15 protein-coding genes are annotated in these 15,268 nt (G+C 46.7%); 7 read left to right on the top strand and 8 right to left on the bottom strand.

Annotated features, from left to right (window positions below; translation table 11 throughout):
* Positions 1-29 precede the first annotated feature (29 nt).
* Complete coding sequence (gene gatA / locus H6F74_RS10735; RefSeq protein WP_190440442.1) at positions 30-1,490, bottom strand: Asp-tRNA(Asn)/Glu-tRNA(Gln) amidotransferase subunit GatA; 1,461 nt, start codon at positions 1,488-1,490, stop codon at positions 30-32.
* Between the two features lie 188 nt (positions 1,491-1,678).
* On the opposite strand from gatA, the gene H6F74_RS10730 reads away from it, so the two are divergent.
* The 6 genes from H6F74_RS10730 (at position 1,679) to H6F74_RS10705 (ending at position 5,871) form a co-directional block, all read left to right on the top strand.
* Positions 1,679-1,828 (top strand): hypothetical protein, encoded by a 150-nt coding sequence (locus H6F74_RS10730; protein WP_206756303.1) that lies wholly within the window; start codon positions 1,679-1,681, stop codon positions 1,826-1,828.
* A 65-nt stretch (positions 1,829-1,893) separates the two neighbouring features.
* Positions 1,894-2,640, top strand: a complete 747-nt coding sequence (locus tag H6F74_RS10725) for a thioredoxin domain-containing protein (protein WP_199301084.1) — start codon at positions 1,894-1,896, stop codon at positions 2,638-2,640.
* A 242-nt stretch (positions 2,641-2,882) separates the two neighbouring features.
* On the top strand, positions 2,883-3,800 hold the full coding sequence (locus tag H6F74_RS10720) for a hypothetical protein (RefSeq protein WP_190440434.1): 918 nt from the start codon (positions 2,883-2,885) through the stop codon (positions 3,798-3,800).
* Positions 3,801-3,926: 126 nt separating this feature from the next.
* Positions 3,927-4,088: a hypothetical protein gene (locus H6F74_RS10715; protein ID WP_190440431.1), complete on the top strand. Its 162-nt coding sequence runs from the start codon at positions 3,927-3,929 to the stop codon at positions 4,086-4,088.
* 142 nt (positions 4,089-4,230) lie between these two features.
* Positions 4,231-4,932 carry a CAP domain-containing protein gene (locus tag H6F74_RS10710; RefSeq protein ID WP_190440427.1) on the top strand — a complete coding sequence of 234 codons (702 nt, stop codon included), beginning with the start codon at positions 4,231-4,233 and terminating at the stop codon, positions 4,930-4,932.
* Positions 4,933-5,025: 93 nt separating this feature from the next.
* Positions 5,026-5,871, top strand: a complete 846-nt coding sequence (locus tag H6F74_RS10705; RefSeq protein ID WP_190440424.1) for an alpha/beta hydrolase — start codon at positions 5,026-5,028, stop codon at positions 5,869-5,871.
* A 108-nt stretch (positions 5,872-5,979) separates the two neighbouring features.
* Here the strand turns inward: H6F74_RS10705 and H6F74_RS10700 are convergent, their stop codons facing one another.
* The 6 genes from H6F74_RS10700 to H6F74_RS10675 form a co-directional block, all read right to left on the bottom strand.
* Positions 5,980-6,264: a DUF1816 domain-containing protein gene (locus H6F74_RS10700; protein ID WP_190440421.1), complete on the bottom strand. Its 285-nt coding sequence runs from the start codon at positions 6,262-6,264 to the stop codon at positions 5,980-5,982.
* 108 nt (positions 6,265-6,372) lie between these two features.
* Positions 6,373-7,311 (bottom strand): 23S rRNA (guanosine(2251)-2'-O)-methyltransferase RlmB, encoded by a 939-nt coding sequence (gene rlmB / locus H6F74_RS29275; RefSeq protein WP_347269501.1) that lies wholly within the window; start codon positions 7,309-7,311, stop codon positions 6,373-6,375.
* Between the two features lie 343 nt (positions 7,312-7,654).
* Positions 7,655-8,071, bottom strand: a complete 417-nt coding sequence (locus H6F74_RS10690) for a ribonuclease III domain-containing protein (RefSeq protein WP_190440607.1) — start codon at positions 8,069-8,071, stop codon at positions 7,655-7,657.
* A 175-nt stretch (positions 8,072-8,246) separates the two neighbouring features.
* Positions 8,247-8,615: an STAS domain-containing protein gene (locus H6F74_RS10685; RefSeq protein WP_190428330.1), complete on the bottom strand. Its 369-nt coding sequence runs from the start codon at positions 8,613-8,615 to the stop codon at positions 8,247-8,249.
* Between the two features lie 72 nt (positions 8,616-8,687).
* Positions 8,688-9,833, bottom strand: coding sequence for a glutamine-hydrolyzing carbamoyl-phosphate synthase small subunit (gene carA, locus H6F74_RS10680; protein ID WP_190440413.1), 1,146 nt, complete (start codon positions 9,831-9,833; stop codon positions 8,688-8,690).
* A 196-nt stretch (positions 9,834-10,029) separates the two neighbouring features.
* Positions 10,030-12,627: an ATP-binding protein gene (locus tag H6F74_RS10675; protein ID WP_190440398.1), complete on the bottom strand. Its 2,598-nt coding sequence runs from the start codon at positions 12,625-12,627 to the stop codon at positions 10,030-10,032.
* 436 nt (positions 12,628-13,063) lie between these two features.
* Between H6F74_RS10675 and H6F74_RS30980 the strand changes: the two genes are divergently transcribed.
* The gene (locus H6F74_RS30980) at positions 13,064-13,972 is read left to right on the top strand and encodes a retroviral-like aspartic protease family protein (protein ID WP_190440394.1); all 909 of its coding nucleotides are present in this window, start codon (positions 13,064-13,066) and stop codon (positions 13,970-13,972) included.
* A gap of 60 nt (positions 13,973-14,032) precedes the next feature.
* Here the strand turns inward: H6F74_RS30980 and trpD are convergent, their stop codons facing one another.
* The gene (gene trpD, locus H6F74_RS10665) at positions 14,033-15,130 is read right to left on the bottom strand and encodes an anthranilate phosphoribosyltransferase (protein WP_190440391.1); all 1,098 of its coding nucleotides are present in this window, start codon (positions 15,128-15,130) and stop codon (positions 14,033-14,035) included.
* Positions 15,131-15,268: the final 138 nt, after the last annotated feature.

The following is a 15,268-nucleotide window of genomic DNA, read 5'->3' as shown; positions in this document are numbered from 1 at the left end:
AGGCTCTAGCCTGGGAACGAGAAAGATAGCTAATCTAATTGCGGTGTGCGTAGATGCCAATCAGTAGATTGCTCATAGGCATATGCTACTTGCAAAAGTAAATCTTCTCGCAAAACATTGCTAATCAATTGCACTCCAATCGGCAATCCCTTTTCATCAAAACCGCAGGGTACACTTAAACCAGGCAACCCAGCAAGATTTAGCGGGATAGTCATCAGGTCATTCAAATACATACCCAACGGATCTTCTGTGTTTTCTCCTACTTTGAAAGCAGTTGTAGGAGCAGTGGGACATACTAAAATATCAACTTTTTCAAAAGCCCGCAGAAAGTCTTGTTTAATCAAGGTGCGGACTTTTTGGGCTTTGAGATAATAGGCGTCGTAGTAACCCGCTGAGAGAGCATAAGTACCCAACATGATCCGGCGCTTGACTTCCTTACCGAAACCAGCGGCGCGAGTTTGGGTGTACATCGATAAAAGATTGTCGGCGTTTGGTGTGCGGAAGCCGTACTTCACTCCATCGTACCGGGCGAGATTAGCGGATGCTTCAGAAGGAGCAATAACATAATAGGTGGGCAAACCGTAGCGGAAGCGGGGACAGGAAATTTCTTGAATTTCCGCTCCCAAATTTTGCAGTTGCTCAATAGCTTTGGTAACAGCTTGCCACACAGTTGAGTCTAAACCTTCGCCAAAGGTTTCTTTAATAAAACCAACTCGCAACTGACCTCTGGGTTTAAAGTTTGGTCTGAGAGCTTTGGCGTAATCTGGGATTTCGACTTTGAGACTGGTAGAGTCTTTGGGATCGTAACCTGCGATCGCTCTCAATAAAATCGCTGTATCTTCTACTGTGCGTCCAAACGGGCCAACCTGATCCAAAGAAGAAGCAAAAGCCACCAACCCATAACGGGAAACTAACCCATAAGTAGGTTTCATCCCGACAACGCCACAGAAAGACGCTGGTTGACGGATAGAGCCACCTGTATCAGAACCGATCGCTACAACACACTCTTTTGCCGCTACCGCCGCCGCTGAACCGCCAGAAGACCCTCCCGGCACGCGATCCAAATCCCAAGGGTTAGCAGTGACTTGATAGGCTGAGTTTTCCGTAGAACTACCCATCGCAAACTCATCGAGATTGGTTTTTCCCACCATGACTGCACCAGCGTCAGCCAGTTTCTGCGTCACCGTTGACTCGTAAGGCGGGACAAAATTTTCCAACATCTTCGAGGCGCAGGTAGTGGGAATCCCCTGCGTACACATATTGTCCTTGATGCCAATAGGAATCCCCGCCAGCGGCCCAATTTCTTCCCCAGCGGCGATTTTGGCATCCACTGCACGAGCCTGTTGCAATGCTCTATCTGCTGTTACGCACAAAAAACTATGCAATTTCGGCTCTAGCGCCTGAATACGGTCTAAAGCTTCTTGGGTAATTTCTACAGCTGAGCGTTCTTTGCGAATGAGTTGTTTATGCAACTCGCGGATGGATGCCATGCCATGACCTCGTTTCGATTCACCGTCTAGATTTTTAGTATAGGTTACGCCAAAGACGCGATCGCTTTCTTGTGGCTATGATTCCCTACTGAGACAGGCGAAATGCTTTTGCCGTGCGGATTTTACAGTTGATTACCCGTAAATATTGAACCCATCCCCGCCTTCCCTCTTCCGGGGAGGGTTTGGGGGTGATGCGGAAAATTATGGGAATTAACCGGACGCGATCTGAATTATCGCTTTGGGCGATCGCGCTTGGTATCAGTATTTTTCCTAGGAAGCGATCGCTTCCCTATCATTGTTCAGCCACCCCGCAAGTCGAGCATACTGGATCGTGTTAGCAACATCAGCCAGGTAATTTATGCGTCGAGTTCAACTTTGGGCGATCGCCCCCACTTTCTTCCTAATGGCGGCTAAGAAAGCATTGAAACTAGCAATGTTGTTATTGTGTCTAGCATTGTTCGGCTGGTCAACGCCAGCGCAAGCAGCTAGCCAAACCAGTCCGCGATTGGAAGAGCAAGTTTTACAGATTATTCGCAAGCACCCAGAAGTAATTCTGGAATCTGTTCAGGCATACCAACAGCAGCAACAACAGCAGGTTCAGCAAGCACAGCAAGCATTTTTGCAAGATTTAAAAACTAATACTAAAGCGGTGATTGGAGAATCTCCCACTACTGGGGCAATTGATTCCAAGGTTGTGCTGATTGAGTTCTCAGATTTTCAATGTCCCTATTGTGCCGAAGCTCATAAAACACTGAAGCAATTGATAGAAAAGCATCCAGGCGAAATCGCTTTAGTGTACAAGCATTTTCCCCTTACTCCAATTCACCCTGAAGCCATGTTAGCGGCTAAAGCTGCTTGGGCTGCAAGTCAACAGGGCAAATTCTGGGAGTACGAAGACGCGCTATTTACCCAACAAGACAAATTGGGTGAAGACTTGTATCGGGATATTGCCCAAAAGTTGAATTTTGATTTGGAGAAGTTTGAGGACGATCGCCTTCTTGCGGATACCGCCATCCAAGAAGATATTCAACTTGCTGAATCTTTGGGGCTTTCTGGCACACCCTTTTTTGTGATAAATGGCGAAACTTTCTCAGGTGCGGTGCAGCTATCAGATATTGAGAACATATTAGCTAGTGTAAACAAGTCTTGAAGTAATTTAGGCATTTGATTCGATTTTGAGCGATTGCTTGTATATTGCGATCGCTCACAAACTGAATCTGAGATTGCTAAAGTTTGAGCGCGATCGCCTCCGGCCACAATGAAGAAGAGACTTTTACAGAAGTAGCGATCGCTACTTCTGTAAAGGCTAAAGTAAGATTGATATATACTTAACTTTAAACAAAAAATAGCTTAAGCAATTAGAATTGTTTTTGTAAAAGCCTAGTATTAGTAATGACGCGATTTCCTCACGACCAATTTGCTAAAGACTATCTGAAAGAATTATTAACACCTTTAGGAGAAGTAGAGACTAGCCGTAATATTGCCGGAGAAGTCCGAGAAATTGATGTTTGGTTTATTCCTAAATCTACACCACAGATAGATGCACAAGCATTAGGAATACTAGGGCAGTTTGCCGCTACTCCCGCAATTTTTGAACCCTTTCGCAATGCAGTCACGCCTAGCCAAATTCGCAGTTGTATGAGCAAACTGTTTGACGTTCATGCTGATTTGGAACGTCAAACTAAACGGGAAAACACTCGCAGCAATGAAGCTGCATTACCTAAGCTATGGATTCTTTCTCCAACAGCATCAATAGCTTTATTAGATGGTTTTCGGGCGATACCTGATGACAATAACTGGCTGCCAGGAATCTATTTTCTAGGAGATTCTCTGAAAACAGCCATAGTAGCGATTCATCAGTTACCGCGTACTAATGAAACACTCTGGTTAAGGGTTTTAGGCAAGGGAACAGTGCAAAAACAAGCTATTAATGAACTAGCGCAATTGCCAGAGTCAAACCCGTTTCGAGCAAATGCGCTAGAGTTATTGTATAATTTGCGCCTCAATTTAGAGGCAAATCGAGATTTAGCGCCAGAGGATAGAGAGTTAATTATGGAACTAGCACCACTTTATCGGCAACAGATGGATGCGGCTGTACAACAAGGAATACAGCAAGGAGTACAGCAAGGACAGCGGCTTGTTGTAGAAAATGTGTTGAGAGTTCGCTTTGGTGCGGTCGATGAGGAACTAGCAGCCATTATTGAGCCTTTATTGGAATTGCCACCAGAAGAGTTTAGTGCGTTGCTGTTGCAATTATCCCAATTATCCCGCGATGAACTATTAGCTAGGTTTGGAAGAAGAAGTTACTAAAAAAAGCACATAATCTTGTTTTAGATAAAGAGGATAGAGAGTTAATTATGGAGCTTGCACCACTTTATCGGTAACAGAGAGATGCGTCTGCACAACAAGGATAGCGGCTTGTTGTAGAAAAACCTGTTGAGAGTTTGCTTTGGTCTGGTGGATGAGGAACTAGCAGCCATTGTTGAGCTTTTGCTGGAACTACCACCAGAAGAGTTTTGTGCGTTGCTGTTGCAATTATTCCGCAATGAAGTAATTAGCCATGCTTGGACGACGAAGCAGCTAAAAAGATGTGGCTAGAAGATAAATTTAGTGGTTGGATAAATTCTAAATTTTAGACTAACGTTTATTTTTATTAAATACGGAAACTTTAGGAAGGTGCTGTCAATCTATTTGATATAGACAGCGTTATTTCTCTTGTCAGGAAATTGTAAGGTGATTTATGCGTCGGATTCTATTTATGGCATTTGCCCCTATCACTGTACTGGCGACCTTCTTTCATTCAGTTTTTCCCTCTAGCCCATCTCTGGCAGGTGTTCCAATACCCACTCAAGGAGGATCTACTTTGTTGGCACAAGCGAGTTATCTTTCGCCTTTGGAACAAGCGGTTATTGTGGAAATGAACAAGGCGCGGACAAATCCCGCCGCTTATGCTGCTGTGTTGGAAAAGTACAAAAAGAGCTTTGTTGATAGCAAGCGAGTTAAATTGCCTGGTAACGTCTATTTACAGACGCAGGAAGGCGTGAGGGCAGTTGATGAGGCGATCGCGTTCTTGAAATCAGCCAAACCTGTGTCAGCTTTGAGTGCATCCAAAGGGATGTCTTTGGGTGCGAAGGATCTCGTCAAAGACCAAGGCCCAAAGGGTGCGACAGGACACACGGGAAGCGATCGCAGTACCCCCTTTACTCGCATCAACCGCTATGGTTCTTGGCAAACCACCGCTGGGGAAAACATCAGCTACGGTTCCAGCACAGCCCAAGATATTGTGATGCAATTAATTATTGATGATGGAGTGAGCGATCGCGGTCATAGAAAAAATATGTTTAGCCCCGCTTTTAAGGTAGCTGGGGTTGGCTTCGGTTCTCATGCTAGATACAGAAATATGTGCGTGATTACATACGCTGGAGGATATAAAGACAAATAGTTGAAATGGTAATGGGGAAAGGCAAAAGGCTCTCATGCAAAATGAAAAAGTGAAGAATTATTTTGCTTTTACCTTTTACATGAGAGCCTTTTTATGCCTTACACTTCTTCCCCAGCTCATCACCTCAGCGTCCGCGTCCAAGGAGAGGGGTTTCCCATTCTGTGCTTGCACGGTCATCCCGGCAATGGTCGCAGTATGTCTATCTTTACTAAGCACCTCGAAAATCGTTTTAAAACTATCGCCCCAGACCTCCGAGGATATGGCAGTAGTCGGTTCAATGGGGATTTTACTATGGGCGACCATTTGATTGACCTGGAGGCGCTTCTAGACCGCTTACAGATCGAACGCTGTTTGATACTGGGATGGTCGTTGGGGGGAATATTGGCGATGGAGTTGGCGCTGGGGCTAAAAGAGCGAGTGAGCGGTCTAATTTTAATTGGTACAGCGGCTCGTCCCCGTGGCAGCCATCCGCCGATTAGTTGGCAGGATAATTTTTACACAGGGCTGGCTTCGATTTTGAACCGGATACAGCCTGGGTGGGAGTGGAATATTGAGACGTTTGGGAAGCGATCGCTTTACCGCTATCTAATCCAGCAACACACGCCGAGTACCTACAACTACCTCGCATTGGAGGCAATGTCAGCTTATTTACAAACCTCGGCTGCTGCCAATCGCGCCCTCAACACAGCGCTGAGAACTGGGTATAACCGACTGGCAGACCTAGAGCAGATTCCATGTCCGAGTTTGATGCTGGCGGGGGAATGCGATCGCCACATCACCCCTGTTTCGAGCTTAGAAACTGCTCGTCACCTCAAGGATTGTGAATGGCATTGCTACCCCAACACCGCTCATTTATTCCCGTGGGAGATTCCCGACCTGGTCAACAGAGACATTGACAACTGGCTCGACAACCACCCCCAGGTAGTAATGCCTGCCTGAGTCTAATTCAAATCTGGGTGTGATACCCACTTCTAAAGCCCGCTAGGTAGCGGGCTTTAGTTTGTCTAACCCCTTCCAGTCTGGGGGTTAACTGGGACGAACCAAAGACTACGAAGGCTGACCGCTAAAAGTAGGTGTTCTTTTGCGGTCAAAACGCTCCCCCGAATCGTCGCAAATGGTTAGATTCTCTGGCTTACAGCGCTTCACAACCACCTTAATACCGTTGGCACTTTCGTGTTCTAGGTCTTCGATGTAGCCAGCCTTGGCTGCGTGGGCTTCTTGGCTGCTGATGAAAGGGCCAAAGTAGTAAGTACAGCGAGGGTTATCAGTGACAACCTCAACCCACCAAGCCCGTCCAAAGAAGTGGAGAATGCTAATCAAGAATTCCTTCATAGTCTTTGCCTGTTTTAGGGGATGCGATGCAATTTTCTAAATGTGCTATTGTTTACACTTTGTTATACTCTGACATGATTCTTTTTTGAAGAGTCTTGTAACAGATTATCAAAGGTAGATTTTATTTGACCAGCGTTGACGGTAAATTTCATAAAGAGCCATTGCCGCCGCCACTGAAGCATTCAAGCTAGGAGTCTGTCCCTGTAAGGGAATGGAAACCAGGAAGTCACAGCAGCGTTGTGTCAGCAAACTCAGACCTTCACCCTCAGAACCAACTACTAATACTACTGGGCCAGTGAATTGAGTTGTGTGTACCATTTGACTACCTTCGGCGGCAGTGCCGTAAATCCAAAAGCCAGCTGCTTTTAATTCTTCCAAGGCGCGAGACAGATTGACGACTCTGGCCACTGAAAAACTTTCTAAAGCTCCAGCTGACACTTTCATCACGGCGGATGTGATACCTACTGCCCGTCGTTGGGGGATTACTAATCCCTGCGCTCCCAAGGCTTCTGCTGTGCGAATAATTGCTCCCAGGTTATGGGGATCGGTAATGCCATCGGCTACTAACAAGACTGGCTGTTCTGAGACGGATTTGGCATTGGCGATTAAGTCGTCCAATTCAGTGTAAGTATAGGGGGCGACTTGAGCCGCTACGCCTTGGTGATTGGCTTGGTTGGTGATTTGATCTAAGCGTCTCGGTTCTACTTCATCAATTACGGCTCCCCTTTCTTTGGCTTGCAATAGTAAGGTATGAAAGCGAGGATCGTAGCGCAGGTTGGGAAGTATCCAAATCCGGTTGAGCTGGCGCTGGTTTTCTAGAGCTGTAAGGACGGGATGCCGACCATAGATCATGTCTGTTTCTTCCTCTGGGGGCGAGGACACAGAGCGATCGCGATCGCGTAGCGAAGCCGGTGTGTTAGCAGCATCGCTTGAGTATCTGCCTCTTGGCGGCTTTTCGCGCCCCGTTCGCACAAACTTCCCTCGCTCAGATTTCCCAGGGATTGGTGAATGGCGCTCGGAAATTTGGGGTTGGGAATTTCGCTTAATCCCCCGTTCCTTGTGAGTTCCTTCCCTCCTCCCAGTTTCTTTTCCCCAGCCCCCATCTTCTTTAGGAGGGCGTTTGTCCTTTTCTTGGCTCTGCTCGCGTCGGCTGGGGGGAAGGGGTTTTTCCACATCGCGCCGCTGGCGAATCGGTTTTACTTGCTCGTGTTTGCCCACAGAACTGCTGTCTATCTCGTCCGATTGCTGTTCCTCATCGCGAGAGGGACGCGCGGGGCGACTACGTTGCTCTCCAACACGTTTTGGGAATACGCGCTGGGATAGGATAGGCTTTCCTCGGCTGGTACTTCTGCCTGGAGGCTGGGGGCGGCGTTTTTTATCTGGCATATTGTTAAGAATTTTTGTCTTCTGAAATCGGGTTTAGTTGTAAATGTTCTAGCAGCTGGGTCAAGCGTTGGGGATCTGTCAGGTAAAGATAGCCCATCAACGTCTCTAAGCTGGTAGCTTGTTGATAAATTTCTGGATCGAGGCGTTTGCGTCGTCCTGCGGCATTGCGCCCGCGCCGCAAAATTTCTAATTCTGTGTCGGTAAGGTGCGGTTGGAGTTCTTGTAGTGCTTTTGCCTGACTTTCTGCTCTCACCTGCGCTACTACCATGTCGTGGTAGGCTTGCGATCGCTTTGGCGGCAGCAGATAACAGCTGCGGATATATAGTTCATACACCGCGTCTCCCAAATAAGCTAAAGACGCTGGGGAAAGCTGTTGGATTTGAGCTTTTCGATCTACAGCCCATCTTGGGTTAAACCACATTTCGGTTTTGCCCAGTGGCGAGTTAGTCGCCAGGTTATCTAAACGCCCTTCCTCCTCCTGAATCACCTTGCCCTCTAAATTTTAGCTTTGCACTGAAAATCCCAGTGGTGCCAGTGCTAGAAATTGGTAAGGGCGGGTTGTCAGCCCCGCCCCACCTATCGATTTATCATTCAGCTCAAGGCTGCTTGATCTTCTCCAATGCTGCTTCAACTGAAGGCTGCAACGAGAGAAACTGTTCTAAGCGAACCAGTTTAACGGTTTGAGTCACGCGAGCATTGGTGACAATTTGCAAAGAACCATCAACGCTTTGAGCCTTTTTCACCAGCTGCACTAAAGCGCCTAAGCCAGAGCTATCTACAAAGTCGATGTTAGAAAGATCCAGAATAACGTGACTGGGGCCTTCCTCTATATACTTGCTGACCACCTTCCGGAACGTGGGTTCCGAGAAAGCATCTAACAAACCCGTGAGGCGGTATAGCTGGTAATTGTCCCTAACTTCGCGAGTGCCTCTTAAGCTTACGGTTAGGGTTAGTGGCTCAGGAATAACACCCTCCTACCTTGGATTGTCCTTAGTCGAGGCTCCATTATAGAACACACAGATGCTAATTGCTATTGATTAATTTTGGCGATGCGATCGCATTTGATCAACAAACTGCTCAAACAGATAGTCGGCATCGTGGGGGCCGGGGCTGGCTTCTGGGTGGTACTGTACGGAGAAGAAGGGCAGGGATTTGTGCCGTAAACCAGCTACGGTGCGATCGTTGAGGTTCAGATGGGTTATTTCCACATCTGAGCTTAAGGAATCTGCATCAATGGCAAAGCCGTGATTCTGGCTGGTAATCTCCACCCGCTGTTTTAAACCTGCTGGTTGATTTAAGCCGCGATGACCGAATTTGAGCTTGAAGGTGTCAGCACCCATTGAAAGACCGAGAATTTGGTGTCCCATGCAGATGCCAAAGACGGGTTTCTGGCTTTCTAGCAAGGCTTTGGTGGTTTCGATGCCTTCGGTGACGGCTGCTGGATCGCCGGGGCCATTGGAGAGAAAAATCCCATCCGGGTTGTGTTTGAGAATTTCTTCTGGCGGTGTATTGGCTGGTACAACGATGACGCGGCAACCGTAAGCAGCTAAACGCCGCAGGATGTTGCGTTTGATGCCAAAATCAATGGCGACAACGGTGAGGGGTTCGCCATCGTTTGACTCAACGCCGGAACTGAATTCCCAACTCGACTCGGTGGGATCAGACCATTCGTAGGCGGTTTGTGTGCTGACTTCCTGAACTAGATTCAATCCTGCCATGCTGGGAGCTTCTTGTACTTTTTTCAGCAATTCGGCAGGATCAAGGATTTCGGTGGAAATAGCGCCGTTCATGGCCCCAGCAGAGCGCAGTCTGCGGGTGAGCGATCGCGTATCGATACCGTAAATGCCGGGAATGTTGTGTTGTTTCAGGTAGTCGGGCAAGGATTGGGTAGATCGCCAGTTGCTGGGACGTGAGGAGATGTTACGAGCGATCGCGCCTCTGACTTGAGGACGATCCGATTCTTCATCTTCCAGGTTGACACCAGTGTTGCCTAATTCTGGATAGGTGAATGTAACGATCTGACCGCAGTAGCTGGGGTCTGTCAAAACTTCCTGATAGCCAGTTATGCCAGTGTTAAACACCACTTCGCCAATGGCTGTTCCAGAAGCACCAAAAGACCAACCTTTGTAGGACGTGCCATCAGCAAGTACGAGCAAGGCACTTTGAGCAGAAGAAGAAGGCATAAGGTAATGCTGAGTTTTTGGTTGTTAGTTGCTAGTGGTAAGTTATCATCTCACACCCAGCTAGGGTAGAAGTGTGTATTAGGATGCGATCGCATCTACGTTCATCGGATTGCTCTCTACTCGGCTATATAGTAATCCTCGGCATTGTGAGCCAGCCCTTCAGATACCGGACTTGTTAAAGTCCGGTATCTCACCTTCACGAATCATTTATGACTTCTGTATTTCCTAATAAAATAGTAAAGCTCGTCCAACCTTCACCACTTTCTACTCTGATTTCTCCCCCCAATTGCTCAACCAACTTTTTCACCAAGGTTAAGCCTAATCCAGTTCCACCTTGCTTCCAAGGGTCTGCATTGGGGACTCGATAAAATTTATCAAAAATATGAGGTATTTCAGCAGATGGAATCTCAGCTTGATTGCTGACCTTAAAGCTGGTTATTGATGCAGTAGGTTCCGGGATAGATAAATCAATATCTTGTTTGATGCTAAAGCGAATTTCGCCATTAGATGGAGTGTATTTGCAGGCATTGTTAAGGAGTTCCGCTAAAAGCCGCCCCAAACTATCTGGACTTGACATAATTGGCAGAAGGTCAGGCGGTAAATCAACGTTAAAGACTTGTTGACGCTCTTGAGTTCGTGATAAAAACGGTTTGATAATGCTAGCTATGCAATCTTCTAGAACTATCGACTCGACAAATACAGGATAACGATTAGCTTCCAGGCGTTGCAAATCCAGCAAGTCGTTGATCAAGTTAGCTTCTCTAGTACACTCAGCTTCTAAAATATCTAGATACTGTTTATGCCGTTCTGGAGTGGGAGCTAGCTTCAGCATACGAATCGCTAACTTTATATTAGAAATAGGAGTACGCAGTTCGTGGGATACGGTACTCAAAAAGTCATCTTTAAGCTGATGTAGACTTTTTAGCTCTTCTACTTGAGCTTGGGCAGCTTGGTAAAGTCGAGCCTGACGAATAGCGATCGCACATTGATTTGCAACTTGCTGTAATAACCGAATTTCTAGTTCACTATAGTTATAAATCGGCGGTTGGAATAACCATATATCAGCCAGGATACCCTGGTCATCAAAAACAGGACAGGCAAGAATCGCTGCATGAGGGCGACCAAACTTTGGAGCTAATTGACAAAACTGTAAACATTGCCCTTGTAACAGAGATTGATGAATTCCAGATAACTCATCTAATTCAATCCTAGAACCTTGAGTAGAAGGCCAATGAGGTTGGGCATATTCATAATTGATAACTAACGTTTTTTGTTCTATATCATATAGGGCAGCAGCACAACATTCCGCAGCAAGTACAGAAGCTAATTCTTGGACAACGTTTTGCAAAATTTGTGCTTCATCTAAGTTGTCACGAACTCTGTCTGTAATCCGTTTCAACGTTGCTTCAAAGTCCAAGGATTGCTTTAGCTGAAGTGTCCGTTCTTGTAGTTCGGCTGTTCGCTTTTCAACCCGAAGCTCTAGCTCCTCATTTGCCTTTTCAAGCGCAGTAAAGGATGTTTGCAGTTGAGTTGCCATTTGGTTGTAAGCTTGGGCTAGAACTTCTAGTTCGTTAATGCCCTCTACTTTGACAGTTTGGTCTAACTTCCCATTGGCAATTTCCTGAGAGGCAGAGATTAAATGGGCAATCGGTCGGGTAATGTATTGAGAGGTCAACACCCCCATAACTGTAGCGAATATCAATGCTGCTAAACATAGCAAAATCGTGGTTCGTGTGTTGGCTTCAATGTGTTCCATGAAGTCAGCTTCGGGAACCACTACCACGATTACCCACTCCAGTCCGTAGCTATCAGTAAACGGTGTCACCTGTGCGAATTGCTGCTTACCTTCAATTTCAAAGTCAAGCTGCTGGCTATGGCGAATATTATTGAAGTTACCAAAGCGTTCCTTTAAATACTGGGCTGTTAGACGAGTCACAGGATTTCTGCTAGCGATCGCTGCCAATCTTTCCTGTTTCTGTTTTCCTCCCTCTTGATTTAAAATAAAAGGCGGCTCAGCCGTTGAGCTTGCTACCAAGTTTCCAGAACGTTCGACAATAAACATTTGCCCAGTGCGACCAATCTTTAAACTATTCAGAAAATCTCCCAGTTGTGAGAGAGACAATGTTGCATTGGTAACGCCAAGTAAAGTACCTGCCTCGTTATAAAAAGGTCGGGTTGCACTGATTGCTAACCCTAATGATGAGAAGTATGGATAAATCTCAGTCCAGGTAGGTTTATTTGCTTTCACAGCCTTTATATACCAGGGGCGAGTGCGAGGATCAAAGGTTGTGTTAACTCGAACTAACCTGCCGCGATTGCCCTGGCTATCAGTGGTGTAAGTGTGATAATTACCACTGGTTGATTGGTCGATAACTCGGATGACTAATGAACCATCATCAAGCTGATCAACTGAATGAATTTCTCCCTGTTCACCTCCAAAGGCGATCGGATTTAGAGATTTGAATAACTGCACTTGCTGCCAGAAATGACGTTCTAGACTTAAAGAGTCCTGCAAATTCAAATTGCCAGAACGGACAGCATCGGCGTTTATTTGGGTAACAAGTTGAGGTGTCTCCATATAATCGGAGATATGTTGATGAATTCGGGCTGTAACTTCGCTTCTCAGTTGGGCTGCAACCTCATTGACTGCTTTCTGACCGTTCCTTAAAGAGAAGTATGCTGTTAGCCCCACAGCAACAGAGAGTTGAAAGATAAAAGGGGCTATCAGAGCGACACGAAGTGGTACTCTTAATGAACCTTTAAAGATTAATTCCGAGAATGTTTGCAGCCGCATTAGTCCTTCTCAAGATATGCGCTCAAGAGCGAGGGAACTGAAGAATCTCTCAAGTGGGTCTAGATAGTTGAGTGTCCCTGTAGAATGCCCCACTTCTAACATAACTTCCAAACAAGGTAACGATACATTAAACATCTCCAGAAATTTGACTTCAGCCTAACCTTGATAAGGATTCCAGCCTAATTTTTTGATATGTCTATTGTAGTGCTACACAAAATACAAGTTGCCAATTAGTGGCAGGGTGGGTATTGCCTAGCTTATTTATTTGTAGGGCCGCTTTCCTCCAGGCTTGGTCATCTCTTCACCAGGTAACAGAAGATAAAGGGCATAAATGCGATCGCATCTTTATTTCTTTAGGTCTAGGGATTTTTTTAGATCCAATCTACTAAAGGATAGATGACAATAAAATAGTTGATGAGAATTAAATGCAGATATTGTGAAGTCTCCTCACGCCCGTGCAGCAATCATTTTGCTTTCAAGTACGCTGGCACTCGTAAGTTTTGGCTGTAGCCAAGACAATGCTGCCACTCCTGAGAGTCCATCAGCAACTCCCATCTCGGCTTCTCCTCCTGCCAAGAAGCCTCCAACCGCTAGTGCAAAGCAGGTGTCCAAACCTGCCTCAACTAAATCTAAATCTCCGGCAAAGACACCATCTAAGCCGCAGTTATCGCCGCAAGCCGCCGCCGACGCTTATGTGCGGGCGATTGACTCTGCTGAAAGCGCCAGCAGCATCAGTCTGTCTGCCCAGTCAAAAGAGGATTGGCAATTAGTTATCAGCAGCTGGCAACAAGCGATCGCTTTTATGAAAACGATTCCGGCTTCTAGTCCTTATCATGCGATCGCTAAAACGAAAATCCCTCAATACCAGCGCAATCTCACCTATGCCCAGAACAAGGCAAATCCTCCCAAACCCAAACCGCAGCCTGTGGTAGTAGCGAAAGCGCCCACAGGAAGTTCCAAACCCCGGCTTCTGAGAAACGGTGTTTATCAAGCCCCAATCAAACGGCGAGAAGGTGGCACCCCCGTGATTGATGTCACGTTTGACGGGAACCAGAACTTTGAAATGATTGTAGATACTGGTGCTTCCGGCACCTTGATTACCCGACGCATGGCATCTGCACTCAGAGTAGTACCTGTATCGAGTGCCAAGGCGCAGACTCCCAATGGTGTAGCAGAATTTCCCCTAGGTTATGTCAAGTCTATCGGAGTTGGCGGAGCAATCAAGAAGAATGTGCTGGTAGCGATCGCTTTACCAGACATGGAAGTTGGACTATTGGGGCATGACTTCTTTGATGGTTATGACATCACAATTAAACGTAACGTGGTTGAGTTCCGTCCCAATTAACCAAAACTGTCAGTTGTCCTTAAGAGTTGGAATTCAACATTCCAACTCTTAACTCGCTGGCTAATCCTTAAGAAACTGAATTAATCGTTCCAATTTCGACCAAGCAGCACCGCTGTTTATAATTTCCTTTGCCAGAGAAACGCCCTCTGCATGATTGCCCATCGCTACCACACCACCAACCTGGAGTGCTAATGCCCCATTCAAAGCCACTACATCCTGTTGCGCTGGCGTTCCTTTTCCTTGCAGTACATCTTGCAAAATCGCCACATTTTCTAAAACATCTCCACCCCGGATTAACGCCGTAGGTGCCATTGTTAATCCTAGTTCTTGGGGATTCAGCGTCAACAACTCCACCTCACCCCCAGACAACACCGCCAAGTCTGTGACATCCGCAAGACCAGCTTCATCCAGTTTCTCGCGGCCGTGTAAGACAATACCCTGCTGAATGCCTAATTGCCCCAAAGCATGAGCAATGGTGCTGACCAATTTTGGATCGAACACCCCAATCACTTGACCCGTGGGGCGTAACGGATTTACTAACGGCCCAAGTAAATTAAACACCGTCCTAACTTTTAGAGTTCGCCGTAGCGGTGCTACTACCTTCAAGGCAGGGTGCCAACCGGGTGCAAAAAGAAATGTGATGCCCACTTCCTGAAGCGCCGCCTGTACCTTCTGTGGCGTGGCGTTCAGGTTCACTCCCAGTGCTTCCAGCACATCAGCGGAACCGACTCGGCTTGAGGCAGAACGATTGCCATGTTTTGCTACCGGAACGCCCGCAGCCGCGGCAACAAAAGCAACTGCTGTAGAGATATTAAAGGTTGATGCCCCATCTCCCCCAGTGCCACAGGTGTCAATTAGGTGATTGGAAGTTAGGGGCCGGGGACTTTCAAGGGCGAAGGATTGGGATTGCAAAACTTGAGCCATGCCACTCAACTCTTCAGCAGAGACACTCTTTGCTTGCAGAGCAGCTAAAATCGCTCCTGATAGCACTGGTGGAATTTCTTCCTTTAACCATCCCTGCATCAATTCTGCGGCTTGATCGCGCGAGAGCGATCGCCCGTCTAACAACTGTTGCAATAAGCTAGACCAGATGGCTGAATCTGTTTGAGTCGTACCGCCAGGGGCATCGGTTGCCACAGATGAAGAAGAGTAAGTCATAGACAGGTCAGTAGTTGATGCGTTGCCTTCAGCGATATCAAGCTAAAAGTACCGCTAAAGCCTAGTAGCAGCTTACTGCAAAACTGTTTCTAATCATACAGGCAGTCTAGTACCCCCAGGCAGGGTTATTTTTTCCTT

Source organism: Trichocoleus sp. FACHB-90 (assembly GCF_014695505.1).
Taxonomy (GTDB): domain Bacteria; phylum Cyanobacteriota; class Cyanobacteriia; order Cyanobacteriales; family FACHB-T130; genus Funiculus; species Funiculus sociatus.
This window is presented reverse-complemented; position numbering and strand designations above follow the sequence as displayed.

What these genes read in the sequence shown, in the direction of transcription:
- gatA (WP_190440442.1), bottom strand. Translation starts at nt 1,490, where the DNA reads ATGGCATCCATCCGCGAGTTGCATAAACAACTCATTCGCAAAGAACGC.
- H6F74_RS10725 (WP_199301084.1), top strand. Translation starts at nt 1,894, where the DNA reads ATGGCGGCTAAGAAAGCATTGAAACTAGCAATGTTGTTATTGTGTCTA.
- H6F74_RS10720 (WP_190440434.1), top strand. Translation starts at nt 2,883, where the DNA reads ATGACGCGATTTCCTCACGACCAATTTGCTAAAGACTATCTGAAAGAA.
- H6F74_RS10710 (WP_190440427.1), top strand. Translation starts at nt 4,231, where the DNA reads ATGCGTCGGATTCTATTTATGGCATTTGCCCCTATCACTGTACTGGCG.
- H6F74_RS10705 (WP_190440424.1), top strand. Translation starts at nt 5,026, where the DNA reads ATGCCTTACACTTCTTCCCCAGCTCATCACCTCAGCGTCCGCGTCCAA.
- H6F74_RS10700 (WP_190440421.1), bottom strand. Translation starts at nt 6,264, where the DNA reads ATGAAGGAATTCTTGATTAGCATTCTCCACTTCTTTGGACGGGCTTGG.
- H6F74_RS10690 (WP_190440607.1), bottom strand. Translation starts at nt 8,071, where the DNA reads ATGTGGTTTAACCCAAGATGGGCTGTAGATCGAAAAGCTCAAATCCAA.
- carA (WP_190440413.1), bottom strand. Translation starts at nt 9,833, where the DNA reads ATGCCTTCTTCTTCTGCTCAAAGTGCCTTGCTCGTACTTGCTGATGGC.
- H6F74_RS10675 (WP_190440398.1), bottom strand. Translation starts at nt 12,627, where the DNA reads ATGCGGCTGCAAACATTCTCGGAATTAATCTTTAAAGGTTCATTAAGA.
- trpD (WP_190440391.1), bottom strand. Translation starts at nt 15,130, where the DNA reads ATGACTTACTCTTCTTCATCTGTGGCAACCGATGCCCCTGGCGGTACG.